This is a genomic window from Roseovarius lutimaris (genome assembly GCF_900115165.1).
GTDB classification, from domain to species: Bacteria; Pseudomonadota; Alphaproteobacteria; order Rhodobacterales; family Rhodobacteraceae; genus Roseovarius; species Roseovarius lutimaris.
Genome location: NZ_FOVP01000005.1, coordinates 16,839 through 43,220, shown reverse-complemented (window position 1 = coordinate 43,220; position 26,382 = coordinate 16,839). Strand labels below are relative to the sequence as shown.

At 60.6% G+C, this 26,382-nt stretch carries 28 protein-coding genes and 1 other RNA gene; 17 read left to right on the top strand and 12 right to left on the bottom strand.

Annotation, left to right across the window (positions count from 1 at the left end; genetic code table 11):
- Window positions 1–20: 20 nt before the first annotated feature.
- On the bottom strand, window positions 21–485 hold the full coding sequence (locus BMZ91_RS05555) for a nucleoside deaminase (protein ID WP_092835614.1): 465 nt from the start codon (window positions 483–485) through the stop codon (window positions 21–23).
- Window positions 486–548: 63 nt separating this feature from the next.
- Here BMZ91_RS05555 and BMZ91_RS05550 point away from each other — a divergent pair, with 63 nt between their 5' ends.
- Window positions 549–1,358: a pseudouridine synthase gene (locus tag BMZ91_RS05550; protein WP_092835612.1), complete on the top strand. Its 810-nt coding sequence runs from the start codon at window positions 549–551 to the stop codon at window positions 1,356–1,358.
- A 98-nt stretch (window positions 1,359–1,456) separates the two neighbouring features.
- Here the strand turns inward: BMZ91_RS05550 and BMZ91_RS05545 are convergent, their stop codons facing one another.
- Window positions 1,457–2,149 (bottom strand): metal-dependent hydrolase, encoded by a 693-nt coding sequence (locus BMZ91_RS05545; RefSeq protein ID WP_092835610.1) that lies wholly within the window; start codon window positions 2,147–2,149, stop codon window positions 1,457–1,459.
- Between the two features lie 176 nt (window positions 2,150–2,325).
- Between BMZ91_RS05545 and gatC the strand changes: the two genes are divergently transcribed.
- From gatC to BMZ91_RS05515, 6 genes are all read left to right on the top strand, one after another.
- The gene (gene gatC, locus BMZ91_RS05540) at window positions 2,326–2,613 is read left to right on the top strand and encodes an Asp-tRNA(Asn)/Glu-tRNA(Gln) amidotransferase subunit GatC (protein WP_092835608.1); all 288 of its coding nucleotides are present in this window, start codon (window positions 2,326–2,328) and stop codon (window positions 2,611–2,613) included.
- On the top strand, window positions 2,613–4,100 hold the full coding sequence (gene gatA / locus BMZ91_RS05535) for an Asp-tRNA(Asn)/Glu-tRNA(Gln) amidotransferase subunit GatA (RefSeq protein WP_092835606.1): 1,488 nt from the start codon (window positions 2,613–2,615) through the stop codon (window positions 4,098–4,100). Before gatC ends, gatA begins: the two co-directional genes overlap by 1 nt.
- A gap of 37 nt (window positions 4,101–4,137) precedes the next feature.
- Window positions 4,138–4,878, top strand: coding sequence for a hypothetical protein (locus BMZ91_RS05530; RefSeq protein ID WP_092835604.1), 741 nt, complete (start codon window positions 4,138–4,140; stop codon window positions 4,876–4,878).
- 89 nt (window positions 4,879–4,967) lie between these two features.
- On the top strand, window positions 4,968–5,603 hold the full coding sequence (locus tag BMZ91_RS05525; RefSeq protein WP_092835602.1) for an N-acetylmuramoyl-L-alanine amidase: 636 nt from the start codon (window positions 4,968–4,970) through the stop codon (window positions 5,601–5,603).
- An 11-nt stretch (window positions 5,604–5,614) separates the two neighbouring features.
- Window positions 5,615–6,034, top strand: an RNA gene (gene rnpB, locus BMZ91_RS05520) — RNase P RNA component class A.
- Window positions 6,035–6,255: 221 nt separating this feature from the next.
- Window positions 6,256–6,756 carry a DUF2244 domain-containing protein gene (locus BMZ91_RS05515; RefSeq protein WP_092835600.1) on the top strand — a complete coding sequence of 167 codons (501 nt, stop codon included), beginning with the start codon at window positions 6,256–6,258 and terminating at the stop codon, window positions 6,754–6,756.
- On the opposite strand, the gene BMZ91_RS05510 is transcribed toward BMZ91_RS05515, so the two are convergent.
- The gene (locus BMZ91_RS05510; protein WP_092835598.1) at window positions 6,753–7,211 is read right to left on the bottom strand and encodes a GatB/YqeY domain-containing protein; all 459 of its coding nucleotides are present in this window, start codon (window positions 7,209–7,211) and stop codon (window positions 6,753–6,755) included. The genes BMZ91_RS05515 and BMZ91_RS05510 overlap by 4 nt on opposite strands.
- 186 nt (window positions 7,212–7,397) lie before the next feature.
- On the opposite strand from BMZ91_RS05510, the gene carA reads away from it, so the two are divergent.
- Both carA and BMZ91_RS05500 read left to right on the top strand, forming a co-directional pair.
- Window positions 7,398–8,546: a glutamine-hydrolyzing carbamoyl-phosphate synthase small subunit gene (gene carA / locus BMZ91_RS05505; RefSeq protein WP_092835596.1), complete on the top strand. Its 1,149-nt coding sequence runs from the start codon at window positions 7,398–7,400 to the stop codon at window positions 8,544–8,546.
- A gap of 108 nt (window positions 8,547–8,654) precedes the next feature.
- Window positions 8,655–10,589 carry a glycosyltransferase gene (locus BMZ91_RS05500; RefSeq protein ID WP_092835893.1) on the top strand — a complete coding sequence of 645 codons (1,935 nt, stop codon included), beginning with the start codon at window positions 8,655–8,657 and terminating at the stop codon, window positions 10,587–10,589.
- Here BMZ91_RS05500 and BMZ91_RS05495 read toward each other — a convergent pair.
- The gene (locus BMZ91_RS05495) at window positions 10,530–11,174 is read right to left on the bottom strand and encodes a GntR family transcriptional regulator (RefSeq protein ID WP_092835895.1); all 645 of its coding nucleotides are present in this window, start codon (window positions 11,172–11,174) and stop codon (window positions 10,530–10,532) included. The two genes, BMZ91_RS05500 and BMZ91_RS05495, sit on opposite strands and share 60 nt — an antisense overlap.
- A 112-nt stretch (window positions 11,175–11,286) precedes the next feature.
- Here BMZ91_RS05495 and BMZ91_RS05490 point away from each other — a divergent pair, with 112 nt between their 5' ends.
- From BMZ91_RS05490 to BMZ91_RS05480, 3 genes are all read left to right on the top strand, one after another.
- Window positions 11,287–11,931 carry a pyrimidine 5'-nucleotidase gene (locus BMZ91_RS05490; protein WP_092835594.1) on the top strand — a complete coding sequence of 215 codons (645 nt, stop codon included), beginning with the start codon at window positions 11,287–11,289 and terminating at the stop codon, window positions 11,929–11,931.
- An 86-nt stretch (window positions 11,932–12,017) separates the two neighbouring features.
- Window positions 12,018–12,224, top strand: a complete 207-nt coding sequence (locus BMZ91_RS05485; protein WP_092835592.1) for a hypothetical protein — start codon at window positions 12,018–12,020, stop codon at window positions 12,222–12,224.
- Between the two features lie 32 nt (window positions 12,225–12,256).
- Window positions 12,257–13,453, top strand: a complete 1,197-nt coding sequence (locus tag BMZ91_RS05480) for a UbiH/UbiF family hydroxylase (protein WP_092835590.1) — start codon at window positions 12,257–12,259, stop codon at window positions 13,451–13,453.
- On the opposite strand, the gene BMZ91_RS05475 is transcribed toward BMZ91_RS05480, so the two are convergent.
- Entirely contained in the window at window positions 13,450–14,577 is a 1,128-nt protein-coding gene (locus BMZ91_RS05475) for an aminotransferase class V-fold PLP-dependent enzyme (RefSeq protein ID WP_092835588.1), read from the bottom strand. The genes BMZ91_RS05480 and BMZ91_RS05475 overlap by 4 nt on opposite strands.
- 186 nt (window positions 14,578–14,763) lie before the next feature.
- Between BMZ91_RS05475 and BMZ91_RS05470 the strand changes: the two genes are divergently transcribed.
- A complete protein-coding gene (locus BMZ91_RS05470) occupies window positions 14,764–15,873 on the top strand; it encodes a Hint domain-containing protein (protein ID WP_092835586.1) in 1,110 nt (369 codons plus the stop codon).
- Here BMZ91_RS05470 and BMZ91_RS05465 read toward each other — a convergent pair.
- Window positions 15,870–16,328 (bottom strand): Lrp/AsnC family transcriptional regulator, encoded by a 459-nt coding sequence (locus BMZ91_RS05465; RefSeq protein ID WP_092835584.1) that lies wholly within the window; start codon window positions 16,326–16,328, stop codon window positions 15,870–15,872. The two genes, BMZ91_RS05470 and BMZ91_RS05465, sit on opposite strands and share 4 nt — an antisense overlap.
- On the bottom strand, window positions 16,325–16,780 hold the full coding sequence (locus BMZ91_RS05460; RefSeq protein ID WP_092835582.1) for an Lrp/AsnC family transcriptional regulator: 456 nt from the start codon (window positions 16,778–16,780) through the stop codon (window positions 16,325–16,327). Before BMZ91_RS05460 ends, BMZ91_RS05465 begins: the two co-directional genes overlap by 4 nt.
- 128 nt (window positions 16,781–16,908) lie before the next feature.
- Between BMZ91_RS05460 and ilvC the strand changes: the two genes are divergently transcribed.
- Together ilvC and BMZ91_RS05450 are read left to right on the top strand one after the other, a co-directional pair.
- Window positions 16,909–17,931 carry a ketol-acid reductoisomerase gene (gene ilvC, locus BMZ91_RS05455; protein WP_092835892.1) on the top strand — a complete coding sequence of 341 codons (1,023 nt, stop codon included), beginning with the start codon at window positions 16,909–16,911 and terminating at the stop codon, window positions 17,929–17,931.
- Window positions 17,932–18,040: 109 nt separating this feature from the next.
- The gene (locus tag BMZ91_RS05450) at window positions 18,041–18,952 is read left to right on the top strand and encodes a DMT family transporter (RefSeq protein ID WP_245736214.1); all 912 of its coding nucleotides are present in this window, start codon (window positions 18,041–18,043) and stop codon (window positions 18,950–18,952) included.
- On the opposite strand, the gene folP is transcribed toward BMZ91_RS05450, so the two are convergent.
- The 3 genes from folP to ctaD form a co-directional block, all read right to left on the bottom strand.
- A complete protein-coding gene (gene folP, locus BMZ91_RS05445) occupies window positions 18,935–19,960 on the bottom strand; it encodes a dihydropteroate synthase (RefSeq protein ID WP_092835580.1) in 1,026 nt (341 codons plus the stop codon). The genes BMZ91_RS05450 and folP overlap by 18 nt on opposite strands.
- 2 nt (window positions 19,961–19,962) lie before the next feature.
- A complete protein-coding gene (locus tag BMZ91_RS05440; protein WP_092835888.1) occupies window positions 19,963–20,892 on the bottom strand; it encodes a dihydroneopterin aldolase in 930 nt (309 codons plus the stop codon).
- 229 nt (window positions 20,893–21,121) lie between these two features.
- Window positions 21,122–22,795, bottom strand: coding sequence for a cytochrome c oxidase subunit I (gene ctaD / locus BMZ91_RS05435; protein ID WP_092835578.1), 1,674 nt, complete (start codon window positions 22,793–22,795; stop codon window positions 21,122–21,124).
- A gap of 795 nt (window positions 22,796–23,590) precedes the next feature.
- On the opposite strand from ctaD, the gene BMZ91_RS05430 reads away from it, so the two are divergent.
- Both BMZ91_RS05430 and BMZ91_RS21050 read left to right on the top strand, forming a co-directional pair.
- Window positions 23,591–24,235: a hypothetical protein gene (locus BMZ91_RS05430; protein WP_092835576.1), complete on the top strand. Its 645-nt coding sequence runs from the start codon at window positions 23,591–23,593 to the stop codon at window positions 24,233–24,235.
- A gap of 171 nt (window positions 24,236–24,406) precedes the next feature.
- Window positions 24,407–24,820: a hypothetical protein gene (locus BMZ91_RS21050; RefSeq protein ID WP_143076304.1), complete on the top strand. Its 414-nt coding sequence runs from the start codon at window positions 24,407–24,409 to the stop codon at window positions 24,818–24,820.
- Window positions 24,821–25,180: 360 nt separating this feature from the next.
- On the opposite strand, the gene BMZ91_RS05425 is transcribed toward BMZ91_RS21050, so the two are convergent.
- Together BMZ91_RS05425 and lipB are read right to left on the bottom strand one after the other, a co-directional pair.
- Window positions 25,181–25,570 carry a c-type cytochrome gene (locus BMZ91_RS05425; protein ID WP_092835574.1) on the bottom strand — a complete coding sequence of 130 codons (390 nt, stop codon included), beginning with the start codon at window positions 25,568–25,570 and terminating at the stop codon, window positions 25,181–25,183.
- Between the two features lie 101 nt (window positions 25,571–25,671).
- Window positions 25,672–26,352, bottom strand: coding sequence for a lipoyl(octanoyl) transferase LipB (lipB, locus tag BMZ91_RS05420; RefSeq protein WP_092835572.1), 681 nt, complete (start codon window positions 26,350–26,352; stop codon window positions 25,672–25,674).
- Between the last annotated feature and the right edge of the window lie 30 nt (window positions 26,353–26,382).

Sequence of the window (26,382 nt, the reverse complement as noted above, 5' to 3'; positions counted from 1 at the left end):
GAACATGCGAAATGAGCAGGTTAAAGATCCGTGTCGCGCCGCCGGTCTTGAAAAAACGCTTTCAGCAGGGTCTCCCCCTCACGGGCGGCAATCCCGTCATAAACGTCGGGCACATGGTGACATTGCGGATGGGTGAACACCCGCGCGCCCTGCGCCACGCCGCCGGACTTTGGATCGCTTGCCGCGTAATAAAGCCGTGCGATCCTTGCGGCGGCGATTGCACTGGCGCACATTGCGCAGGGCTCCAGCGTGACGTAAAGATCATGGCCCACCAGCCGCTCGCTGCCCTTGGCGGCACAGGCGGCGCGCAGCGCAAGGATTTCCGCATGTGCGGTCGGGTCACTCAATTCCCGCGTGCGATTGCCCGCCCGCGCGACGATCTGGCCTTCGGCATCAACCACCACGGCGCCCACCGGCACCTCGCCGCGCCCGGCGGCGGCGCGCGCCTCGTCCAGCGCGGCCCTCATATGGCTTTTGAAGGTCATAGGGCGTCTTTGCCCCGCCATCGCCACTTTCGCAAGCCCCGCGAATAGGCTAAGCGAGGCCCCATGAGCACCAAACCCCCAGAAGGCGACCGGATCGCCAAGGTCATCGCACGCGCAGGTATCGCCAGCCGCCGCGAGGCCGAGCGTCTGATCGAGGCCGGCCGCGTGACCGTCAATGGCGTCAAGATCACCCGCGCCGCGCTAAACGTGACACCCGCCGACAAGGTGGTGGTGGATGGCCGCGCATTGGATGCGCCCGAACCGGCACGGCTCTGGCTTTATCACAAACCCACCGGCCTTGTGACCACCAACCGCGACGAACAGGGCCGCGCCACGATCTATGACGACTTGCCCGAAGACCTGCCACGGGTGATGAGCGTGGGCAGGCTCGATCTCAATTCCGAAGGGCTGCTGTTGCTGACCAATGACGGCACGCTCAAGCGCAAGCTTGAACTGCCCTCAACGGGCTGGCTGCGCCGCTACCGCGTGCGCGTCAATGGCCGCCCGACCGATGCCACGTTCGAGCCGCTGCGCAAGGGCCTTACGGTTGATGGCCTACGGCTTCAGGGGATGATGGTGACGCTGGATCGCCAGCAGGGCGCCAACGCCTGGATCACCGTGTCGATCCGCGAAGGCAAGAACCGCGAAATCCGCCGCGCGATGGAGTCGGTCGGCCTCTCGGTCAATCGGCTGATCCGCGTGTCCTATGGTCCGTTTCAGCTTGGCCAACTCAAACCCGGCGCCGTCGAGGAAATCCGCCCGCGCGTGATGCGCGACCAACTTGGCCTGCCGCAAGAACCCGAAGTCGAAACGCCGACCAAACCAGCGCGACCGCAACGCCCCAAACCACAGCGCCGCCGTCGCAATACCTGACCGCTTTCATCTTTCCGGAAATACTCCGGGGGGCCCAAGAAAATTCGGCGAATTTTCTTGGGCGGGGGCCGCGCCCCCATGCCCCGATTGCCGAATTGTCAGATCGTGATCGGCTCCATCACCTGCGGTTCAATCACGGTGACGCCGGGCAGGGCCTTGACCAATGCCTCTGCAGATTGCTCCAAAATCGGGAAGGTGCGGTAATGGCAGGGGATCACAGTCTTGAAATCAAAGAATCTTTTCGCCGCATAGCCCGCGCGCCGCATATCCATTGTGAAATGTCCGCCCGCGCATAAGATGCCGATATCGGGCTGGTGCAGGTCGTGAAACACACCCATATCGGCCATCACATCGGTATCGCCCGAGACATAGATCACATGATCCTCGCCCGCGATCATATAACCGCATTCGGTGCCGGGCACCTGTGGCCCGTCATCGGTGCCAAAGCTGGTCGAATGGGTGGCATGCACCATCGTCACCTTGACCCCGCCAAGATCGACCGTGCCGCCCTTGTTGAACCCGACAACCTCAATCTTTTCCGTGGCTTCCCAATGCGCCATCAGGTCGTATTGCCCGACCACCGTCAGGCCCTGCTTGCGCGCCAGCGGCAGAACATCAGCCACATGATCAAAATGCGCATGGGTCAACAGGATATGTGTCGCCCCATCGGTGGCCGCTGCGTGGCTGTCTTCGGGCAGCATCGGATTGCCGGTTAGCCAGGGATCTAGTAGCAAAACCAGTTCGCCGATCTCGATCCGAAACGATGAATGCCCAAGCCAGGTGATTTTCATTCTGCCTATCCTTCTTTTCAGTTTTCCAAAGACTAGCAAGACTTGCGCCACAGGAAAGGGCCAAGGCCGAAATTCTGCGCGATCCTTGCGCGGGCAGGGTTTTGGCGCGCTCAGATGCTTGCGCCCAATTGCACCGGGCGCTAAACGCAGGGGCAACACGATTACCGGAGAGACCCATGTCGATCGACCGAGAGACCGCCGCCAAAGTGGCCAAGCTGGCCCGCATCCGTGTGCCTGAGGACGCGCTGCCTGCGCTGGCCGAGGAATTCAACACCATTCTTGGGTTCATTGAACAGCTCAACGAGGTGGATGTGGAGGGCATCGAGCCGATGACCAGCGTCACGCCGATGCGCCTGAAACGGCGCGAGGATGTGGTCACCGATGGCAATCAACAGGCCAAGGTGCTGGCCAATGCGCCCGATGCGCGCGAGGGTTTCTTTGCGGTTCCGAAGGTGGTGGAATAATGGCTGATCTCAACAAATTCACGATTGCCGAGGCCCGCGATGCCCTGCGCAAGGGCGATGTTACCGCGGTTGAGCTGACCGAGGCCTGCCTGAGCCAGATCGAGGGCGCCGGGGCGCTCAATGCATTCGTGCATCACACCCCCGATCTTGCCCGCGACCAGGCGCGCGCCGCTGATACCCGGATCAAGGCGGGCGACGCCCCGGCGATGTGCGGTATCCCTCTGGGCATCAAGGATCTGTTTTGCACCAAAGGCGTGCCAAGCCAGGCTGCGAGCCGCATCCTTGAAGGCTTTAAGCCCGAGTACGAATCGACCGTCACCCAGAACCTGTTCGAGGCTGGCGCGGTGATGCTGGGCAAGCTCAACATGGATGAATTCGCCATGGGTTCGTCGAATGAAACCTCGGCCTATGGCAATGCCGTCAACCCCTGGCGGCGCGGCAATGACGACACGGCGCTCACGCCCGGCGGCTCGTCCGGCGGCTCGGCCTCGGCCGTGGCGGCGGATCTGTGTCTGGCCGCGACCGGCACCGATACCGGCGGCTCGATTCGCCAGCCTGCGGCCTTTACCGGCATCACCGGCATCAAGCCGACCTATGGGCGCTGTTCCCGCTGGGGCGTTGTGGCCTTCGCCTCTTCGCTCGATCAGGCCGGGCCGATGACCAAATCGGTGCGCGACGCGGCGATCATGCTGAGCGCCATGTGCAGCCACGACCCCAAGGATTCGACCAGCGTCGATTTCCCGGTGCCCGATTTCGAGGCGGCTCTGACCGGCGATATCAAGGGCAAGGTCATCGGCATCCCGAAAGAATACCGGATGGAGGGCATGCCCGCCGAGATCGAACAGCTTTGGGCCGATGGCACCGCGATGCTGAAAGACGCGGGCGCCGACATCCGCGACATAAGCCTGCCGCACACCAAATATGCGTTGCCGGCCTATTACGTGATTGCGCCTGCGGAGGCCTCAAGCAACCTCGCGCGCTATGACGGGGTGCGTTATGGCCATCGCGCCAGGCTTGCGCAGGGCGATGGCATCACCGAGATGTACGAAAAGACACGTGCCGAGGGCTTTGGTCACGAGGTTCAGCGCCGCGTGATGGTGGGCACCTATGTGCTCTCTGCCGGGTTCTATGACGCCTATTACAACCGCGCCCGCAAGGTACGCGCACTGATCAAACGCGATTTCGAGCAGGCCTTTGAGGCCGGCGTCGATGCGATCCTGACCCCGGCGACGCCAAGTGCGGCCTTTGGCCTGGGCGAGATGAAAGACGCCGATCCGGTGCAGATGTATCTCAACGATGTCTTTACCGTCACCGTCAACCTTGCCGGTCTGCCGGGCATTTCGGTGCCGGCGGGGGTCGACAAACAGGGGCTGCCGCTTGGGCTGCAACTGATCGGGCGCCCCTGGGAAGAGGGTGATCTGCTCAACACTGCCTATGCGTTGGAAGAGGCTGCGGGATTTGTGGCCAAACCCGGCAAATGGTGGTAAACCCGCCCGCAAAACAGCTTATGGCAGGAAATAGCAGATGCGTTTGATCCTTGGCACGCTTGCCCTTACGGCCCTTACGGCCTGTGCGCCCGCAGTGCCCGATAGCGGCGCGGGCGTCGGCTTTAACGATTACAGTCAATACCAACGCGAAAAGGCCGCGCGCGAGGCCGCCCTGGCGGGCAATGCCCTGCCGGCGCCAAATGCTGTCTCCTCGGAGCCTTTGGGCGCGGTGCCCCCCGCCGCCGGAAGCAGCGCGACGACGCAACCGGGCGCAGATGTTGCCGCCGATGCGCGCGCAGCCCTTGCGGCCACCGCCGCCAATTCCGGTCAGCCGGTGCTTCAGGCCAGCCCGTCAAACCCGGCACCAGAAGGCATCATGAATTCCGTCGGCATTTCGCGCGAGAACAGTTTCGAGGCGGTCGGCGCGCAGCGCTCGATCGAGGATGACGCGTCGCGGATCGCGCAGAACCGCGCCCAATATCAGGTGATCGCCCCCGAGGCCGTTGGCAATCGCCCCGGCGATGTTGGCCCCAACATCGTGGCCTATGCGCTTGCCACCAAGCATCCGGTCGGAACCCCGGTCCATCGTCGTGTCGGGATCAACAAGGCCAGCAAATTCGAGCGCAATTGCGCCGAATATGCCTCGCCGGATCTGGCACAGCTTGAGTTTCTCAAGCGCGGCGGCCCCGAACGCGACCGCCTTGGCCTCGATCCTGATGGCGACGGCTATGCCTGCGCCTGGACCCCGGTGCCCTTCCGCAAGGCGGTTGGCCGGTAAAGGGGCGGGGCGTGGGTTTCACCCACCCTACGTGCAGATGGCGGGCCTCGCCGAATTTTGGCGCGCGGCGGAGGGGCGCCTTGCCCGATATGATCGTGCTGCATTACACCGCGATGCAGAGCGCGCGCGCGGCGCTTGAGCGGCTCTGTGATCCCGGCGCTGAGGTGTCGGCGCATTACCTGATCTCAGAGCGCGGCGAGATTTGGCAGATGGTCGGGGAAGATCAGCGCGCCTGGCATGCGGGGGCGGGCCAATGGGGCGCGGTCAGCGATGTGAATTCGCGCTCGATCGGGATCGAGTTGGCCAATACCGGCGCGCATCCTTTCCCGGAGCCGCAGATGCAGGCGCTGGAAGGGCTCATGCACGCGATCATGGCGCGCTGGAGCATTCCGCCCGAGCGGGTGATTGCCCATTCCGACATGGCGCCTCTGCGCAAGTTTGATCCCGGAGCGCGGTTTGACTGGCGCAGGTTGGCGCGGGGTGGCCTGTCGGTCTGGCCCGGGCAAGCGCTGCCCGAGGCTGAAACCGGGGCAGGGGCGTTTCTTGCCGCTGCCGAACGCTTTGGCTATGCACCGGGTGGGGCGGATAATCTTGAGCCGATCCTGAGCGCCTTTCGCCTGCGCTTTCGCCCTAACGCCATTGGCCCGCTGGCGGCGGATGATTGCGGGGCGATTGAGGCGCTTGCCGCACGCTTCCCCGTTGACCGCGCGCGCCCGACCGCCTAAGTCAGCGAGGCGCGGAGGGCCGGATGGCCGCGGGGCCGAAAGGTGTCGAGGAAAGTCCGGACTCCACAAGACAACGGTGCCGGGTAACGCCCGGCTGGGGCAACCCAAGGGAAAGCGCCACAGAAATGATACCGCCCGTCGCACCTGCGGCTCGCCAAGGGAGACTGCGCATGGGTAAGGGTGAAACGGTGGGGTAAGAGCCCACCGCGGGACGGGCAACCGAACCGGCACGGCAAGCCCCACCGGGAGCAATGCCAAATAGGGACCGCGCGCGGGGCAGGTCGGGCAACCGATACCGTCCGCAGGCACGTCTTGGCCCAGTGGTCCGGGTTGGCAGCTAGAGGGGCGTTGGCAACAGCGTCTCAAGATGAATGGTCATCCAAGGGGGGCAACCCTCTGGACAAAATCCGGCTTACAGGCCCTCCGCGCAAATTGCGGCCTCGGTGATTTTCAAGAATTGAGCGCCTTCGGCGCGCGTTTAACGTTATGAATGAGGGGCTTTGCCCCTCAAACTCCCCAGGATATTTTCAGGCCAGAAGAAACCGGGCTATGGTGTGATGCTGGCCGGGCTATGCTCGTCGGGAATGTCTGGGGGTTTGGCCGATTGCGCGCGCCCCCTTTTCAAACCGTTCTCATGGGCTAAAAACAGGACATGCCGTATGAATGGACATCATCGCAGGACACGTCAGAGACCAAGCTGGTGCTTTGGCCGCACCGATCCCTGCCGCGGCGCGGGTTTGCGGCCTTTGTGCTGGCTACCTTTACGCTGATCACCATTCCGCTTTATCCGCTGCTGGGGACGGTTGTTCTCTGGGGGTTGCTGCCGTTCCTGATGCTGACGCTGGCGGGGGTCTGGTGGGGGCTTGAGCAGTCCTATCGCAGTGCCAGGATCACCGAGGTGCTAGAGATCGGGCCGGAGACGGTGCATCTGGAGCGCACCAATCCGCGCAGCGATGTGCAGGACTGGGATTGCAACCGCTATTGGGTCAAGGCGAGCATGCACCCCTCAGGCGGGCCGGTCGCGCATTATATCACCCTCAAGGGCAAGGGCCGCGAGGTCGAGATCGGGGCGTTCCTGTCCGAGGGCGAGCGCAAGGTGCTTTACGGCGAATTGAGCGATGCCCTGCGCCCGCCACGGCCAATGACGGGTTAGGCGAGGCGGTCTTTGACCTGCGGGCCGACCGTGCCGAAATCCATCTGTCCGGCGTGACGCTCTTTGAGCTTGCCCATGATCTTGCCCATATCGCGGATCGTGGTGGCGCCGACATCGCTTATGGCCTTGTCGATCGCAGCGGCGACTTCAGCGTCGTCAAGCTGGCGTGGCAGGAATTCTTCGATCACCTCTATCTCGCTGCGCTCGCGTTCAGCCAGATCAAGGCGACCGCCCTCTTCATAGGCGCGCGCACTTTCGTTGCGCTGCTTGGTCATCTTGGCCAGAATCGCCATGATTTCGGGGGTGCCAACGCAGGTGGCGCCATCGACGCCGCGCCCGGCGATCTCTTGATCCTTGATCGCCGCGCTGATCAACCGCAGCGTCGCAAGGCGCGCCGCGTCCTTGTCTTTCATCGCCTGTTTAAGGGCCTGAGTGATGCGATCCCGCAGTTCCATTCCGTTCCATCCCATGGTTTGTCACAAGTCCCTCAGACTATCCAAAGCGGGCGGCATAGGCAACTGTTGACCGACAGGCGCGGGGGGCTGGTATTCGCCGGTAAACTGGGCCATCTAGTGCCTTGACCCGGCCCGGACCCCCCCTTAGGTTCGCGCCAATTTGCACATATCCGGAGAATCCCTGTCATGGCCCACGCGCCCCAGACCCGCCCGACCGCCTGCCTGGCCCTTGCGGATGGGACGCTGTTTTATGGCCATGGGTTCGGCGCCACTGGCGACACCACGGCAGAGCTGTGTTTCAATACCGCCATGACTGGCTATCAGGAGATCATGACAGACCCGTCCTATGCCGGGCAGATCGTGACCTTTACCTTTCCTCATATCGGCAATACCGGCGTCAATTCCGAGGATGACGAAACCGCCGATCCGGTGGCCGAAGGCATGGTCGTGAAATGGGACCCGACGCAGCCCAGCAACTGGCGCGCGCAGGAACATCTGGCCGAATGGCTGGCGCGGCGTGGTCGTATTGCCATTGGCGGCATCGACACGCGCCGCCTCACACGCGCGATCCGCCAGCAGGGTGCGCCGCATGCCACGCTTGCGCATGACCCCGAGGGAAATTTCGACACTGCCGCTCTGGTCGCCAAGGCGCGGGCCTTTGCCGGGCTTGAGGGGATGGACCTGGCCAGGATGGTCACCTGTGCGCAATCCTATCGCTGGGATGAAATGCGGTGGGCCTGGCCCGACGGCTACACCCGTCAGACCGAGGCCCGCCACAAGGTGGTTGCGATCGATTACGGCGCCAAACGCAATATCCTGCGCTGTCTGGCAAGTGCCGGTTGCGAGGTGACGGTCCTGCCCGCCACCGCCACCGCCGAAGAGGTTCTGGCGCATGGTCCTGACGGTGTGTTCCTGTCCAACGGCCCCGGCGATCCGGCGGCCACGGGGGCCTATGCCGTGCCGATGATCCGCGGGGTTCTTGACTCTGGCCTGCCGATGTTCGGGATTTGCCTTGGGCATCAGATGCTTGCCCTGGCGCTTGGGGCGCAAACCGTCAAGATGAACCACGGCCACCACGGCGCCAACCACCCGGTCAAGGATATCGAGACGGGCAAGGTCGAGATCACCTCGATGAACCACGGCTTTGCGGTCGATAGTCAGAGCCTGCCGACGGGAGTTGCCGAAACCCATGTGTCACTGTTTGACGGGTCTAACTGTGGCATCCGCATGATGGACCGCCCGGTGTTTTCGGTTCAGCATCACCCCGAGGCAAGCCCTGGTCCGCAGGACAGCTTTTACCTGTTCGAGCGGTTTGCGGCCTCAATGGCTGGTTAATTACCGTTTAAAAACAGTTTATTTTTACCCGTTGTTAACCTGTTGTTAAAGCATCGTTAACCAACAGCGCGCTAGATTCATCCTCGCAAGATGGGGAAGGAAGGCGGCATGGGTATCTCGGAGCTGAGGCACGTCAATGCGCAGGATTGGGGACACCCTGTGCAGGTAAACCCCTTGTCACGAGAATTGGTGCGTACCGGCAAGATCACCAAGTCGGACGCGGCACTTGCGGAAATGGTCAGCCGACATTGCGATACCTCGATGGATCGCATTCTTCAGGCCGAGGGGCTGGCTGGTGAAGACGATCTGTTGCGCGCGCATGCCCGGCGCTTTGCCACGCGGCGCCTGTCGGACCGCGAGCTTGGCCATGCCAAGGCGATCGAGACCGGGCTTGATCCGCGCATCTTGCTGAAACACGGCGCAATGGTTCTTGAGGGGCAAAAGGGCAAGCCTGTCATTGCCTCGGGCTCTCCCGATAGTCTTGAGGCGCTGCGTCAGATCATGCCCAACGCCCTGCACGGGGCGCGCGCGGTCGTGGCACCACGCCGCGCGCTACAGGACCGGGTGGCGAACGATCATCGTGAGCACCTGCGCCTGATGGCGCAAGCCCGCGTGCCGGAAATCGAGAGCTGCCGCACATGGGGCGGCACATTCGCACGGCGCCTGCGGTTCACACTGGCGATGATCGCTATCGTTGCGGTCCTCACTCTCGCCTTTCCGGTGGCGGTGTTCGGGGTGTTTGCGCTCTGGGCCTGTTTTACGCTTCTGGTTTCGGCCGGGATGAAAACCGCGGCTTTTGTCGCCCATATGGCCCATGACACCGACAGGCTGGATGTGCCGCAGAGCCCCAAGGCGCCGCTGCCCAAGGTGTCGATCCTTGTGCCGCTCTTTCGCGAGACCGAGATTGCCCATGCCCTGATTGCGCGGCTGAGCCGTCTGACATACCCCAAATGCCTTCTCGATGTCATTCTGGTGCTCGAGGAAGAAGACGAGCTGACGCAACAGACGCTGGCCGAGATCGACCTTCCGCCCTGGGTGCGGCCGGTGATTGTGCCCGATGGCAAACCCCGCACCAAACCCCGCGCGATGAACTATGCGCTTGATTTCTGTCAGGGCGATATCATCGGCATTTTCGACGCCGAAGATGCCCCCGACCCGGATCAGATCACCGTGGTGGCCCGCAGATTTCAGCAGGTGCCAAACGATGTGGCCTGTCTTCAGGGCGTGCTGGATTACTATAACCCGCGGCAAAACTGGCTGGCGCGGTGTTTTACCATCGAATATGCCACCTGGTTCCGGGTCATGTTGCCGGGCATGGCGCGGCTTGGTCTGGCGATTCCGCTTGGCGGAACGACGCTCTATTTCCGCCGCAATGTGCTTGAGAGTATCGGCGGCTGGGATGCCCATAACGTGACCGAGGATGCCGATCTTGGCTTCCGGCTTGCGCGTCATGGCTATCGGACCGAAATGGTCAATACGGTGACCGAAGAAGAGGCCAACTGTCGCCCCTGGCCCTGGATCAAACAGCGGTCGCGGTGGCTAAAGGGCTATATGACCACCTATCTGGTGCATATGCGCAAGCCGAGGCTGCTTTACCAACAATTGGGGCCCTGGAAATTCTGGGGGTTTCAGGCGCATTTCGTTTCGGCCCTGTCGCAATTCCTGCTGGCGCCGTTTCTGTGGTCGTTCTGGCTTGTGCTTCTGGGGCTGCCGCATCCGCTTGATCCGGTCCTGGGCCGGGCCACGCTTATCGCAATCGGTAGCCTGTTCCTGATGGTCGAGGCGCTCAATATCACGGTGCATGTGATCGCGGTTTCGGGGCGCAAACACCGACATCTCATGGCCTGGGCGCCGAGCATGCACTTTTATGCCCCACTTGGGGCGATTGCCGCCTACAAGGCGCTCTATGAACTGGTGCTGAAACCGTTTTACTGGGACAAGACGGCCCATGGCCTGTCGATCGCCGCCGGGGGCACACGCACCTCAGGCGGTGGATTTGACCTCGCCGGAGTCAAGCTTGAGCCGAGTCACGAAGGCTTTTGAAATATGCTTGCGCAGGGCCTCGCTTGCGGCCTCGCTGTTGCGCGCCTCGATTGCGCTGACAATTGCATCGTGTTCTTGCAGCGCATCCTCGTCGCGCCCCTCCGCCGCCAGTGACGTGGTGGCCAGGAGCGCCATCGAGCGATGCACAAGGTCGAGCTGTTTCACCAGAAACCGGTTATGCGAGGCAAGATGGATCTGCTTGTGAAACCGCCGGTTGGCGCGCGCCAGGTCTGCGGGTTTGCCCAAAAGCGCGCGGTCATCCTCGACCATGTCGCGCAGAACGCGGACCTCTTCGGCAGTGGCATGACGCGCCGCGAGACTGGCCGCCAGCCCCTCAAGTTCGGCGCGCACGACGTAAAGCTCTGCAAGCTGGTTATAATCCAGCGACGCCACGATAAGGCTGCGCCCGTCGCGGGTCAGCATGGATTGCGTTTCCAGCCGTTGTAGCGCCTCGCGGATCGGCGTGCGCGACACACCAAAGCGATCCGCCAGATCGCTTTCCACAAGCCGGTCGCCGGGTTTGAAAATGCCTACGTCAATCGCCTCGAGGATAAGCGAATAGGCGTCGGTCGGCTGGGGTTTCATCGGCTTGTCCGTTTGGGTCAGGTCTTTCATTGCAAGACCTTACGCGCGCTTTGCCCGAAGGATCAAGCCTTGGCAGATTGCGCCCTTTGTCGCGCCGCCCTATGGTGCGCCTATGCCAAAGCCGTATTTCAGCCATGTCACCGCTTGGGTCTTTGATCTGGACAACACGCTCTATCCGCCCGCTGCGCGGCTGTTTGACCAGATCGAGACGCGGATGACCCAATATGTGATGGATACCCTGCGCGTGCCCCGCGCCGAGGCGGATCAATTGCGCCATCAGTATTGGCGCGATCATGGCACCACCCTGGCGGGGTTAATGCGGCTGCATGATATTGATCCGGGGCCTTACCTTGATCATGTCCACGACATATCGCTTGATCATCTGGAGGCCGACGCCGAACTTGCCGCGCGCATCCGGGCGCTGCCGGGGCGCAAGATCGTTTATACCAACGGCTGTGGCCCCTACGCCGAGCGGGTGATTGAGCGGCGCGGGCTAAGCGGCGCGTTCGATGCGGTCTACGGCGTCGAGCACGCCGGGTTTCTCCCCAAACCCGAGACCGGGGCCTTTGCCGCCATTTTCGCGCGTGACGGGACCTGCCCCGAAACCGCCGCGATGTTCGAGGATGATCCGCGCAATCTGGCGGCACCTCACGCCCTGGGGATGCGCACCGTTCATGTCGCGCCCGAGCGTCTTGAGGCGGCGCATATCCATCATCACACCGATGATCTGAGCGGGTTTCTGGCGCGACTGGTCTGACGGCCTGCTGCGGCAAAATGTGGCTTTGTCTGATGGGCGTGGCATCCTATTTAAAGTGCTGAACAAAAGCGCAAAAAAGGACAGCTATGACCCGGAACTCCAAGCCCCCCGCAAACCAGCCGCCACGCGACCCGGATGCCGCCGCCGTGGTGCCGATCCTGCTTGGCGTGGTGATTTTTCTGGCGCTCTGGGGCGGCAGTATTGCGCTTTGGGGCGTTCCGGGTCTTTATATCCCGGCGCTGGTGATGGTGCCGGTGATCTGGGTGGCGTTGCTGCTGATTTCACGCGGCTAGGGCCGGGGTCGCAATGACGAAAGGGCGCGCGGATGCAAGACTTTGATATTGTCGTTTCGGGCGGGGGCGTGGCCGGGCTTACGGCGGCGGCCGTCTTCGGCAAGGCGGGCTTCTCGGTGCTTTGCGTCGATCCCAGCCCGCCGATCACGACGCGTGCCGCGCCCGGCTCTGATCTGCGCACCACCGCCTTTTTGCAACCGGCGCAGGCGCTTCTGGATCGTGCCGGCCTCTGGGCGCGGCTTGCTCCGTTTGCGTCTGAGCTTGAGGTGATGCGGATTGTCGATGCCGGCGGCGAGACACCGGAGCCGCGCATCACCAAGGAATTCAACGCCTCCGATATCTCGGAGCGCCCGTTTGGCTGGAACCTGCCGAACTGGCTTTTGCGGCGAGAAATGGTGGACCATCTCGATAGTCTCGCGAATGTCACGTTCCGCCCCGGCACCGGCACCACGACGCTTTTCACCCGCGAGGGCGAGGCGCGTGTCGGGCTAAGCGATGGCACCCGCGTGCGTGCCCGCCTTGTGGTTGCCGCCGACGGGCGCAATTCGCCGATCCGTCAGGCCGCCGGGATCGAGGTGAAAACAACGCGTTACGGGCAAAAGGCGCTTGCCTTTGCGGTGACGCACCCGATCCCGCATGCCAACGTATCGACCGAAAACCACCGCTCGGGCGGGCCGTTCACCCTGGTGCCGCTGCCCGATCACGAGGGGCGGCCGTCCTCTGCGGTGGTCTGGATGGAAGAGGGCCCCGAGGTGGCGCGTCTGGCCGCCTTGCCCGAGGCGGATTTTGAGGCAGAGATGAACAGTCGGTCGTGCCACCTGTTTGGCCCGCTGACGCTGGCCTCGCGGCGCACGGTCTGGCCGATCATAAGCCAGATCGCAGAGCGTCTTTACGGTGAGCGGGTGGCGCTTGTGGCCGAGGCCGCCCATGTGGTGCCCCCCATCGGCGCGCAGGGGCTGAATATGTCCCTGGGCGATATGCGGGTGCTGCTTGAACTGGCCGAGGCCGCGCCGGGGCGGCTTGGCGACCGGCAGATGCTGGAAACCTATCACTGCCGCCGCCACATGGAGATCAGGGCACGGGTGACGGGAATCGACCTTTTGAACCGCGCCTCAATGATGCGCGCGCGCCCCTTGCGGGATGCGCGCGCCATGGGGTTGAACGCGATTTATTCGCTGGCCCCGGTACGCAAGACGCTGATGCAACTGGGCCTTGGCGCGCGCGGTTAAAGCACCCTGTCCATGACCGTTTGCAAGCGGCCAAGGGCGGCGGGCACATCATAAAGCTTGTCCAGACCGAACAGGCCAAGCCGGAAGGTTCTGAACCCCTCGGGCTCGTTGCACTGAAGCGGCACGCCGGCTGCGATCTGCATGCCTTCGGCGGCGAATTTCTTGCCGTTCTGGATGTCGGGGTCGTCGGTATAGGCCACCACCACACCCGGCGCGCCAAAGCCCTCTGCGGCGACCGATTTGACGCCCTTTTCGGCCAGCATCGCGCGCACGCCATTGCCAAGCTCCCATTGCGCGGCGCGCAGCTTTTCAAAGCCATAATCGCGGGTCTCGACCATGGTGTCGCGAAATGCCCGAAGCGCATCCGTCGGCATGGTGGCGTGATAGGCATGGCCGCCATTCTCATAGGCCTGCATGATGGCATGCCACTTCTTGAGATCGAGCGCAAAGCTGTCCGAGGTGGTGCCTTCCATCCGCTCGACCGCGCGGGCCGACATCATCACAAGGCCCGCAGAAGGCGAGGCCGACCAGCCCTTTTGCGGCGCCGAAATCAGCACATCGACGCCTGTGGCCTTCATATCGACCCAGGCACAACCCGAGGCAATGCAATCGAGCACCAAAAGCGCGCCGACCTCATGCGCGGCACTGGCGAGCGCCGTGACATAGTCATCCGGCAGGATCACCCCGGCCGAAGTTTCCACATGCGGCGCAAAGACCACATCGGGCCTGGCCTCGCGGATTTTGGTGGTGACCTCGTCAATCGGCGCCGGGGCAAACGGGGCGACGGTGCCATTGCCGGTCTGGCGCGCCATGCAAACGGTGGTCTCTGCGGCAAAACCGCCGGCCTCGAAAATCTGGGTCCAGCGATAGGAAAACCAGCCATTGCGCACGATCAGGGCATGTGCATCGTGGCCAAACTGACGGGCCACGGATTCCATCCCGTAAGAGCCGCCGCCGGGCACAAGCGCCACCGCATCGGCGTTGTAAACCTCTTTCAGCATGGATGAGATGTCGCGCATAACATCCTGAAAAGACGCGGACATATGGTTAAGGGAGCGATCCGTGAAGACAACTGAATATTCCAGCAAGCCATCGGGGTCGATCGTGTCGAGAAGGGCGGTCATCAAGCTATCTCCTGTTCGTTTGGCCTAGGGCTAACCTGCCCCCATGGTTTGGGCAAGTCTACTCTATCCTGTCGCAGGCCGGGCCTTGTTTGCGCCACATTTTCGACGTATTCCGAAAAGGTAGATTATAAGGTTTGAATAAATTCGGGCGTAAGACCTGAAAACTTGAGGCAGATAAGGGAAGATATGGCCGATACAACGCTGTTGTTGAACGGTTTCAGCATCATTGGCGATCCACACACCAACACGAACGCCAGTAAGGGCGGTAATTTGCTGATCCATGATGGCACTGCTATTTTTGAAGTTAGCGATATCATCGTGTTTCAGGTTGAAGGGGCCAATGCTGACGGTTCGCTGAACGGAGATTCAGTCATTACCGGCGTAATTGTCTACGACAATGCCTCGGACTATTTCAACGAAGTGGCGAAATACACCTATTCCGCCTCGCCGGGCGGTGGCGCGGAAATTGACCTTGGGCGTAACAATATGGGTGACCGGTATCTTGAATTTGATGCCACATTGCTCGTATCGACCGATGCTGGCGCACCTCAATTGGGCGACATGGCCGTGGTGGCCGGGGTTGATATTCTGGGCACGCTCGCATCCACAAGCGGGCCGCTGGTGATCCCCACCAACGAAAATATCGACCTCGACGGTGATGGAATTATTTCCGGAAACGAGGTTGCGGATGGGGTGTTCTCTAGTGATGTCAATATTCTGGCGGAAAACCTTATTGTCTGTTTTGCGGCGGGCACCTTGATTGAAACCGCCACCGGGCCTCAGCCGGTCGAGGCCCTGCGCCGTGGCGACATGGTCAATACGCTGGACGCGGGACCGCAACCGATCCGCTGGATCGGGGGCACGACGGTCTCGGGCCTTGGTGCGAATGCACCTGTTCGTATCCGACGCGGGACGATCGGTAATCTGCGCGACCTCTGGGTGTCGCAGAACCACCGCATTCTGGTGACCGGTGCCAAGGCCGAGTTGTTGTTTGGCGAGGCGCAGGTTCTGGTGGCGGCAAAACATCTGGTCAACGACAGCACAATTCGTATCGCGCCTTGCGAAACGGTGTCTTACTGGCATTTCCTCTGTGACAGCCATCAGATCGTCTTTGCCGAGGCGACCCCGGTCGAAAGCCTCTATCCTGGTCAGCAATCCCTCAAGGCGGTCACCCCGGTTGAGCGCGATGAAATCATTGCGCTTTTTCCCGATCTGGGTGCGCAGGACTGTGACTATGACATGTCACGCTATACGCTCAAGCGGTTCGAGGCAGACGCGATGCGGCTTATGGCCTAGCCAATCGGTCCGGGGCGGCGTTCCTCGCTTAAAAGCACGTTGGCCTCTACATCCCCGACGCCCGGCAACATCATGATCCTGCGGCGTAAAACCCGTTCGAAATCCGAAATGTCGCGGGCCACGACCCGCAGGCGATAATCGAAAAGCCCAAGGATATGCTCGACGCTCTGCACCTCGGGAATGGCCGATACCACGCGCTCGAAATCCTCAAGGCTGACGCGGCCTTTGGTCGCAAGTTTGACGCCAAGAAAGACGGTCACGCCAAAACCCAGCTTTTCGTGATCCAGATCGAGCCGCTGGCCCTTGATTGCGCCGCTGTCGTACAGGCGGCGAATGCGCCGCCAGGTGGCGGGCTGTGACAGGCCAAGCTTGCGCCCGAGGGCGCTTGCGCTGATCGTGGCGTCTTGCGTCAGGGCGCGCAGGATAAGACGGTCGGTTGTATCAAGCTCGATCATAGCGGTAGCCCCTCATCGGATTTGATCCGGGCGACATGCATCAGCGCCTCGATATCGGCGATATGGGGCAGGGTCAGGATGGCGCTTCGATAGATCTGTTGATAGTGCGCCATGTCACGCGCAATCACCGAAAGCCGCAGATCGACGCGACCAAGAAACGTTTGAATTTCAACCACATCCGGTACGTCCCTTGCGGCCTGCATGAACTCGTCAAAGGCGCGCGGTTGGGTCTTGTCCAGCGTGATGCGCAGGGATACCTCAACCTCATAGCCAAGCGCGCGCCAATCAATCACCGCGCGGTTGGCGCGGATCACGCCCGAGGCCTGCATCTTGTCCAGACGCCGCGCGCAGGTGGCGGGGGTGACCCCTGCCAGCTCTGCCAGATCGGCCGGGCCGAGCATCGGATCGTGCTGATAGTGGCGCAGAATGCGACGATCGGTGTCGTCAAGCATGAAATTATACCTAAATCTGTTTATGACGAATGATTAACACTTGGATGCGGGAATTAGAATGGTTTTTGTCCGAAATTTCGGCGTCCAACCCCTATCCTGCGCCCAGACCACTCAAAAAGGAGAACGCCATGCGCGTCTATTATGATCGTGACTGCGATATCAACCTCATCAAAGACAAGAAAGTCGCCATTCTCGGCTATGGCAGCCAGGGCCACGCCCATGCGCTGAACCTGCGGGATTCGGGCGCGAAGAACCTTGTCGTCGCCCTGCGCGAAGGTTCGAAAAGTGCCAAAAAGGCCGAGGGTGAAGGCCTGACCGTCATGGGTATCGCCGAAGCGGCGGCCTGGTGTGATGTGATCATGTTTACCATGCCCGACGAACTTCAGGCCGAGACCTATAAGAAATACGTGCATGACAACATCAAGCCCGGCGCGGCGATTGCCTTTGCCCACGGCCTTAACGTGCATTTCGGCCTGATCGAGCCGAAAGAAGGCGTCGACGTTATCATGATGGCGCCCAAGGGCCCCGGTCACACCGTGCGCGGCGAATATGTCAAAGGCGGCGGCGTGCCCTGCCTTGTTGCCGTCGACAAAGATGCCTCCGGCAAGGCGCTTGAAATCGGCCTGAGCTATTGCTCGGCGATTGGTGGCGGGCGCTCGGGGATCATCGAGACAAACTTCCGCGAAGAATGCGAAACCGACCTCTTTGGCGAACAGGCCGTTCTCTGCGGTGGTCTGGTAGAGCTGATCCGCATGGGGTTCGAGACGCTGGTCGAGGCGGGCTATGCCCCCGAGATGGCCTATTTCGAGTGCTTGCATGAAGTGAAACTGATCGTCGACCTGATCTATGAAGGCGGCATTGCCAACATGAACTATTCGATCTCCAACACTGCGGAATATGGCGAGTATGTCAGCGGCCCGCGCATCCTGCCTTATGACGAGACCAAGGCGAAGATGAAGGCAGTTCTGACCGACATTCAAAACGGTAAATTCGTGCGTGACTTCATGCTTGAAAACGCCGTTGGCCAGCCGTTCTTCAAAGGTACACGTCGGATGAACGACGCGCATCAGATCGAAGAAGTCGGCGCGAAACTGCGTGGCATGATGCCGTGGATTTCTGCCGGTAAACTGGTCGATCAGGAAAAGAACTAAGCGGGTGTGGGTTTCACCCACCCTACGTAAGTTCGACCTGTAGAGACATGAATTGACCCCGGCCATCGCCGGGGTCATTTCGTCTTAGCCCCTGAAGAAAGCCGCGCGAATGCCTGAGATAACCGGAAAAAGCTGGGTCATGGTCGGCGTGCTCGGGCTTGTCTGGGGCGCGACATTTCTGGTGATTTCGCTGGCGCTTGGCGGCATTACGCCGTTCTGGCTTGCGGCGGCGCGGATTGGTTTTGCGACCGTGCTGATGCTTGCGATCTGGGGTTTGCGTGGCTTTCGGTTATTCGACGCCCCGCTTGCAAGCCGTACCCTCTTCAACCTCATCGTGATCGGCGCGCTCAGTAGCGCGGTGCCCTTCATGTTGCTGAGCTGGGGCTTGCAATCGGTCACCTCGGGGTTTGCCGGCGTGTCGATGGCGGCGGTGGCGCTTATGGTCTTGCCGCTGGCGCATTTCATGGTGCCGGGCGAACGCCTTACGCTGCGCAAGGGCCTGGGCTTTGTGATCGGCTTTTTCGGGGTGGTCTTGCTGATCGGCGGGCAGGCGTTCGAGACGACCGGCAACCCGATGGAGCCGCTTGGCCGTCTCGCCTGTCTTGGGGCGGCGGGGTGTTATGCGTTAAGCTCGGTTCAGATGCGCGGCCTGCCCAGGGTTGATCCGATTGGTCTCAATGCGGTGACCTTGCTGATCGGGGCGGTGATCGTGATCGTGGCGGCCTTTTGGGTTGAGGGGGCGCCGCCCGTAACCGACCGTAACACGGTTCTTATCCTGATCTTTCTTGGCCTGGTGCCAACTGCCGGCGCAAGCCTGTTGCGGGTGCTGCTGATCCGCTCGGCGGGGCCGGTGTTCATGTCATTGGTGAATTATCAGGTGCCGGTCTGGTCGGTGATCCTCGGTGCGCTGATCTTGTCAGAACCGTTGCCGCCTAGTCTTTTGCTGGCGCTGTCGCTGATCCTCTGCGGGGTCGCGCTTAGCCAATATGGCGCGCTCAGGCGGCTATTCGGGGGCGGCTGAGGCGCCATAGGTGGCCGCCTTCCAGAGGCGCAGCGCGGCGCGGGTTTCGGCCACGTCATGCACGCGCAGCATCTGCACCCCCTGCGCCACCCCCGCAAGTGCCACCGCCAGCGAGCCGGGCACACGATCTGCGGCATTTGGCGTCTGGCTCAACTCGCCGATAAAACGCTTGCGCGACGCCCCCAGAAGGATCGGACAGCCAAGCCCATGAAACAGCGACAGGTTTTGCAAAAGCGCAAGGTTATGCGCCTGGGTCTTGCCAAAGCCGATGCCCGGATCGGTGATGATCGCCTCGCGCGCAATGCCGAGCCCCACAAGCGCGTCGATCCGCGCCGCGAGCCAGTCGTAGACGTCGAGGATCACATTGTCATAGCGCGGGTCACGCTGCATGGTTTCGGGCGTGCCCTGGGCGTGCATGATACAGACCGGCAGGCCATGGCTCGCGGCATAGGGTGCGAGGTCGGGATCAAAGGTAAGCCCGGCCACGTCATTGATAAGATCGGCGCCAACGGTGTGCGCGGCTTGGGCCACGGCGGCCTTGCGGGTGTCGATCGAGATCGGCGTTGCGATCTGCGCCCGGATCGCGGCAATCACCGGGGCGGTGCGGGCGATCTCATCCTCGATCTCGACCGTGGCCGCGCCGGGACGGGTTGATTCACCACCCACGTCGATCATCGCGGCGCCGTGCTCTGCCATGGCGCGGGCATGGGCGAATGCGATGGCGGGATCGAAATGCGCGCCACCGTCGGAAAAGCTATCGGGGGTGACATTGAGGATGCCCATGATCCGCGGTGCATCAAACCCGATCCCGGCCAGTGGCGGGCGAGGCACGGTCAGGCGGGCGCGCATATCTTCGGGCAGATTGGCGGCGGGCATCAGGTACGGGCGCGCGTCGCGATGCAGCACCTCGACAGTGTCGAACCAGCACCAGCCCCCGGCAAGGCGCAACGCGTCTGCGGGGCGGGCGTGATCGGTGCGCGCAACCGGGCGAAAATAGGGGCCTGGCATGGTCACAGCCCCGATTGCGCGATGTCCTGAAGGTACACCGCTACAGAGCAGGATGTCGGCGCAGCCTCGCCGATGATCAACAGGTCAGAGGCTTCGACATGGCCCGCAAACCACGCCGCAAGGGCGACCGGATCATCGGTGCTCATGCCTGGCCCGTCGACAGCGTCGAGCACGATTTTCGAGGGCGCCCAGACGCTGATCTGGCCGTTCTTCATCGCCCAGTCAAGCTCGGTCCGTGTGGCAACCACGACACAGCGGTCATCGCGCCCGCCCAGCACCCAGGCGTTTTGTTCCATCGCCAGAAGGTCAACCCGTCGCTGGGTCATGCGGTGGCCGGTCTGCGGTGCGCTGAGGTCGGCGCGCCCGACGCAGAGGATCACCGGCTCGGCACGCGCCGCCAGCTGATCCAGCCAGGCCGCCAGATTGGGCGAGCGGATCGCCGGATTGCTCAGAAACACCACATGAGGATGCAGGGTCGTATCGGCATGCGGGCTGGCGGGTTTGGTGGCAAGGTCATCAACCGAGCGTACGATTTCAACGCCAAGCGCGCCGGGGCCCCGGTCAAGCTTTTCGATGCGTACAAAGGTGCGGACGGCTTGCGGCTCGAACAGGATGCGTTCGGCGATCCGCTCGGCCAGGGTTTCCAGAAGGTTAAGCCGCTCTGCGGCGAGTTCTGCGGCGATGGCCTCGGTCACCTTGTCATAGCTCAGTATGCGGTCGACATCGTCCTCCAGCGGATCGGTGACGGGGCGGACCTCGACCACAACGCTGAACGAGATGCGTTGGGTGGTGCCGCGCTCGGCCTGAAAGGCGCCAATCTCGACCTCGACCACGTGATCGCGCACCGATATCCGGTCAAGCGGGCCATCGGGCGCGGTGGCATGCGCACGTTCGGACGGGTGCTCAAAGGCGAGGCGGATTTCATGGCTCATGGCGCGCTCCGGGGTCTTGGGGCGGTCTGTGCCCATGGTGGCGGCATAGCATGCGCACGCCTTGGGGTGAATGGGGGAATGCGACGAATAGGCGGGCGACTACGTCAGGCATGCACGTAGGGTGGGTGAAACCCACGCGGCTCACCTCAGCCGACAGACGTGGATGCCCCCCGAACGAAAACAGGCCCCGGATTTCTCCGGGGCCTGCGTTTTTCATGTTAGCCGAGGCTTAATGCGCATGCACCTTGTCCCAGTCTTCGCGCTTGGGAAGCTGCTCGAACGTATGTTCGGGCGGCGGCGAGGGCAGGGTCCATTCCAGCGTATCGGCGTATTCGTTCCAATAGTTGTTCTCGGTGATCCGGGCGCCACGCATCAGCGTGTAGATCACGATCCCGAAGAAGAACACGAAGCTGGCGAAGGAAATGAACGCGCCGACCGACGACCAGTAGTTCCAGAAGGCAAACGCCTCGGGATAGTCGATATAGCGGCGCGGCATGCCCTGACGGCCAAGGAAGTGCTGCGGGAAGAACGTGAGGTTCGCCCCGATGAACATCGCCCAGAAGTGAAGCTTGCCAGCCCAGTCGGGGATCATCCGACCAGTCATCTTGCCGAAGTAGAAATAGATCCCGGCGAAGATCGCGAACACGGCCCCAAGGCTCATCACATAGTGGAAGTGCGCGATCACGTAATAGGTATCGTGATAGGCCCGGTCCACAGCCGCCTGGCTAAGAACGATACCGGTCACGCCGCCCACGGTGAACAGGAACAGGAAGCCGAACGCCCAGAGCATCGGCGGCTTGAACTCGATCGAGCCGCCCCACATGGTGGCAATCCAGCTGAACACTTTCACGCCGGTTGGCACCGCGATCACCATCGTGGCCAGCATGAAATAGCTCTGCTGGGTCAGTGACATGCCGACAGTGTACATGTGGTGCGCCCAGACGACAAAGCCAAGAACGCCGATCGCGATCAGCGCCCAGACCATCGGCAGATAGCCAAAGATCGGCTTGCGCGAGAAGGTGGCGATCACGTGGCTGATGATACCAAAGCCCGGAAGGATGATGATATACACCTCGGGATGGCCAAAGAACCACAGGATATGTTGATAGAGGATCGGGTCGCCGCCACCGGCAGGATCAAAGAACGTCGTGCCAAAGTTGCGGTCGGTCAGCAGCATGGTGATCGCACCCGCCAGAACCGGCAGCGACAGCAGGATCAGCCACGCGGTGACAAAGATCGACCAGGCAAACAGCGGAACCTTGAACAGGGTCATGCCCGGTGCGCGCATGTTCAGGAAGGTGGTGATCATGTTGATCGCGCCCAGAATCGAGCTTGCGCCCGAGACGTGCACGGCAAAGATCGCCAGATCCATCGACATGCCGGCCTCATTGCTCGACAGCGGCGGGTAAAGCACCCAGCCAACGCCCGACCCAAGCTGGCCATTGCCGCCCGGCGCCAGAAGCGAGGCCACACCCAAAGAGGTGCCTGCAACATAAAGCCAGAATGACAGGTTGTTCATCCGCGGGAACGCCATGTCCGGCGCACCGATTTGCAGCGGCATGAAATAGTTGCCAAAGCCGCCGAAAAGCGCAGGAATCACGACGAAGAACATCATCAAGACACCATGATAGGTGATCATGACGTTCCACAGGTGACCGTTTGGCGTACAATCCGCCGTGGCCTGAGCGATAAAACGCGCACCTTCAAGGCACATGTATTGAACGCCCGGCTCCATGAGTTCCATCCGCATGTAAACGGTGAAAAGAACCGAAATCAGGCCGACGATTGCCGAAACGACCAGGTAAAGGATGCCGATATCCTTGTGGTTCGTGGACATGAACCACCGGGTGAAAAACCCGCGCTGATCTTCGTGCTCGTGGCCGTGAATGGCTGCATCTGCCATTGTTTGCCTCCTGCTGGTGTGTTGCCAAGCGTGACGTGAGAGCCGGTCTCACACGCCTGTGATCCCTTTAGGTTTTAGAGCGGATGCCCGGGCGCGGCAATGCGCGAAATTGATCCAGATCAAAGAATTTTGTCGCACCCCTTGCGGATTGGCACCACAGACCCTTGCAACGGGGGCAGGGGCGGCCTGGCACCTGCGATTATGCACGCCACCGGGTAAATCGCCGGTTAAAATCAGGAAATCTGCCCTTGGTGTGGAACGTCGCACATCTTTGACTCGGCGTAGCGAAGCTCCAGACTCAAACCGCGTTGGTCTGTCAGGCACTATTGGCCCGAATTTCGGGCATTTCTGACCCAGACCGGACCTTCATCACGGCTTGCGCCAAGCTCGGCAATGCGGACAAAGTGGACATTTGACTTATGTAGATTAGGGACTAGGGTGCCCACGCAAGACGAGCAATCCACCAACCGACGCCAATAACAACGCCAATCAACAGCCATTTGAGAAATGCACGCCTCTTGAGCGCTTTATGGAGCCAATCAATAAGCGAGTCTAAGAGTATTTCCATGCTTGTCCGCAGTTTCTCAATCACAATACTATGTATGGAATGATTGTTGGAAATTCAACTTAGCTGTTGAAAGGGTTCATATCAGTAATGTGATGGTTTCAGCCGGACAAAAAACAGATACTTGGGTACGAGTGGAAGCTCGGCGGACGAACAAGGATATGGGTTACCAACTCGCATTCAACAATAGTATCTCCCGATAAATCATAATTTGCAAGGTAGGCAACCATATGGGCAAATCGTTAGATCGTGCCATGATCCCTGTGTTGTGCTTTTTAGCGAGCACTTTTCCAGTCTTGTCTCAGCCCACGCACAGCTCTGACGGGCAACCTTTGTTTGGCATAATGGATGTCGCAGAGTTTGGCCCCTTTGACATACCCGCAGAACTTCCGCGCCGTCCGAATAATTGGCGAAAGTTCAACTTGAAGTATTATGAATATCAGACCTACTATGTCCACCAGCAGGATAACTTCTACAAAGTGTATCCTATTTTCAGAATTGGTGTTCGTCAGAAGTATTCAAAAAGCGGCAAAGGCTTTGCCGTGCCAATCATAATGCGCATCGATTCGCGCAGGATCAAGCCCAAGCAGTGGGGAACCAACGACATAGGATTGATGCGGAGTAGAAGAATTACCTTAGGCAATGATTATCCGGTATCGGGCAGAGTTCACGCAAAGCGGAATCGTTCGTCGATCGTTAAGATGGCGAAGGAGGTGTTGGAAAAAACCGTTTGCTCTGGCGGCACAGTAACAGAGGATCACAGTGATGGTTCGTTCGCCACTTCCTACAATGGTAAAACCCGAAACTATCAAGGCATCAAAATTTCGGCAGGTTGGCTCATCAAGTACCGCTGCTCTAGATGGCGCGCTAGATGACAAGGCCACTGTCACCGCAGACGGGCACCTGTCACCCAGACAGGACAAGCATGCTCGATCACCACGCCAAATTCAATCAAGAGTCTGGCTATTTATATAGACTTTATTTGAGGCTGCGGTGAACATTACAACGTTGTATCCACAAACGGCTCTAACTAACTGGAGAAAGAAATGCGTGTGTCGTCGAAAAAATTTGGTGTAATTTCGTTGGTTTTATGCTTGACCCTGTCGGCCTGTGGCGGATCATCGTCCGGAACAGGTTTGGCATCCGATGGTTTCAGCGAAACACGTAGCAATGGTGCTAAAATCATCGTGGACGGCACCCCAATTAACTGGCTTGTCACTCGTGGATTGAAACATAGCTCCGGCGCAGATGCAGCGCTATTTCTCTTTTTTGAAAAGAACACAAACAGTCCAGCAATGAATACATCTCTTTCCATTCCACAACGCGTTGCTTTGGCCGAGAAAGCCGTTTCAGCCCATCCAAAATGTGAATGGGTTGGATATGATTCCGCATTTCATAAAAGCTTGGCTGGCAACACCGGTCGGCCTAAGAGCGAATTATGGGTGCCGGTCAAATGTTAGGTAGCGCTGGATCTTCTACAATAACTTGAGGGAGCGGAGGCTCTTTGATGTTTCTAGTGGTAAGGTCTAATTCCATTCTAGCGTGAATTCACTTTCACCCGTGGTCCGCTTCGGGCTCTTTCCACACCTTCGCTGCGATCCGCGCAAACGGCAGCTTTGCCGTTTATCGCAGTTTTGGACCAGTATCGTGACATGAAAGTCAAAGCTCTCTGACGCTCAAGCCTTGGACATCCAATTCGGCAGGCAGGGTCCAGCCGACCCAAGCGCTGTTTTACGGCCTCTTGTGGCGATCACCCGAACGCGAAAGCGCCGCGCAAATCGGGTTTGCGCGGCGCTTTGCAGTGTTGGTCGAGAGGCGGCTTATTCCGAGAAGGTCGCCAGATAGGCGGCAACATCGTCGGCGCCCTTGCGCAGCTTGAAGGTCATTTTTGAACGGCTGCCCAGGTATTCCTTGGGATCTGTAATAAAGGCGGCCAGTTCTTCCTCGTCCCAGACAAGCCCTTCCTCGCCCTTGGCGGCCAGACCGTCAGAATACTTGAAGCCGTCGAAAGACCCCGCAGTGCGGCCAATCACGCCATAAAGATTGGGGCCGGTCTTGCCGCCCTTCACGATCGTTTCGCTGTCGGAGGCGATCATGTGGCAGGCCTTGCATTTTCTGAATTCCTTTTCGCCTTTTTCGGCGTCGCCCTCGGCGAAGGCGGGAACGCTTAGTGCGATAAGCGTGGCGGAAGCTGCAAGAATGGTCTTCATAAGATACCTCATTAGCGGTTTGGTCTATCCGTGGCTCTAAGCATAGCCCGGCAACAGGGGCTTGCAACCTCGAAGTTTGAAATCGGCGGCAGGTCGCGCCGTCAAAAAATCCGACCAAAGCAGCGCTGCAAGGCGACATCCAGATCATCCATCGCCACCGGCAGGCCAAGATCCACAAGGCTCGTGACGCCATGTTCAGTGATGCCGCAGGGCACGATGCCGGTGAAATGGTCCAGATTCGGCTCGACATTGATCGAGATGCCGTGAAAACTCACCCATTTGCGCAGCCGGATGCCGATGGCGGCGATCTTGTCTTCGGGTTTTTTCCCGGTGACGGTTAGCGGCTTGTCATCGCGCACGACCCAGACACCGACGCGCCCCGCGCGGATTTCGCCGGTCACGTTGAATTCGGCAAGCGTCGCGATCACCCAGTTTTCAAGCTGCTCGACAAAACGGCGCACATCGCGCCCGCGCTTGCCCACGTCAAGCATCACGTAAATCACACGCTGGCCGGGGCCATGATAGGTATATTGCCCGCCGCGCTTGGATGGGTAGACCGGAAACCGATCAGGATCGGTCAGGTCGGCAGGCTTGGCCGAGGTGCCGGCGGTATAGAGCGGCGGATGTTCCAAAAGCCAGATCGACTCGGATGCGTCGCCCATAGCGATTCGCGCGGCGCGCTCTTCCATGGCGGCAACAGCGGCCAGATAGGGCACAAGCCCCTCTGAGCGGTGCCATTCAACGCCGTTTTCATCAGTTGCGAAGGGTATTGTGAGGGGCAAGGCTCGACTCTGTGCGGATATGGGGGGAAG